Origin of the sequence: Roseobacter sp. TSBP12 (assembly GCF_009129705.1) — a bacterium.
GTDB classification, from domain to species: domain Bacteria; phylum Pseudomonadota; class Alphaproteobacteria; order Rhodobacterales; family Rhodobacteraceae; genus Celeribacter; species Celeribacter baekdonensis_A.
The window spans coordinates 1-677 of sequence record NZ_PYIB01000025.1 but is presented as its reverse complement, the minus strand read 5'-3'; the positions used below and the strand labels follow the sequence as shown (position 1 = coordinate 677).

General features: G+C 51.1%; 2 protein-coding genes. Both read left to right on the top strand.

Annotation, left to right across the window (positions count from 1 at the left end; translation table 11 throughout):
* A partial coding sequence (locus C8029_RS22330) for an acyltransferase family protein (protein WP_226946273.1) occupies positions 1–285 on the top strand: 285 nt, incomplete at its 5' end.
* 17 nt (positions 286–302) lie between these two features.
* Positions 303–677, top strand: a 375-nt coding sequence (locus tag C8029_RS22325) for a hypothetical protein (protein WP_226946272.1), incomplete at its 3' end; no start/stop codon positions are given.

Here is a 677-nt window from a genome sequence, read left to right as displayed (position 1 = left end):
GCTGTCGCCAGTGACCTCCATGGGAATGTTAATGGCATGATCAGACGGCTAGCGCCTTTTGGGCAGCTAACCTATTCGATGTATATTTGGCATAGGGTGATCATTCTCGTTTTCATGAATGCTGTTGCGGACAAGATGTTTCACGGCAATCAAACTGTTCTTGTGGTAATGACGGTCTTGACCATCGCAGTGATTGTAACCGTAAGTTATGCAGGATATTTTCTGATAGAAACCCCGGCGCGCAAGGCGCTATCGAATGTTACCAGATCTCGCGACAAACCGTGAAGCAGAGGAAGCCCGCAATGCCCAGACCCAAGAAGAAAATTTGGTTCGTGGCGCAATGCGGCGAACCAATCAGTGGACAGACGATATTCAACCAAGTGATGCGCACGTGTTTATCCGATTGTGGCAAGGTCGAACATCTGCCTCTCGGAGGAACCACGCTTCAGAAGATCGGGCGGGCGCTTCTTAACCCACTTATTCTTTTGACACGCCTCCGTCCGGGAGACATCGTTTATACCTCGCCTCCTGGACAGATGGGACTTTGGTTTTTCCTGCTGACCGTTCTGGTTTTGCGCATGCGAGGTCATCCATTCTACGCCCACCATCACAGTTATCGGGCTATTGCGATTGGTCCACTCCCCCAAGTCCGTTTGATGGGAAAGCTTAGCGCGGGC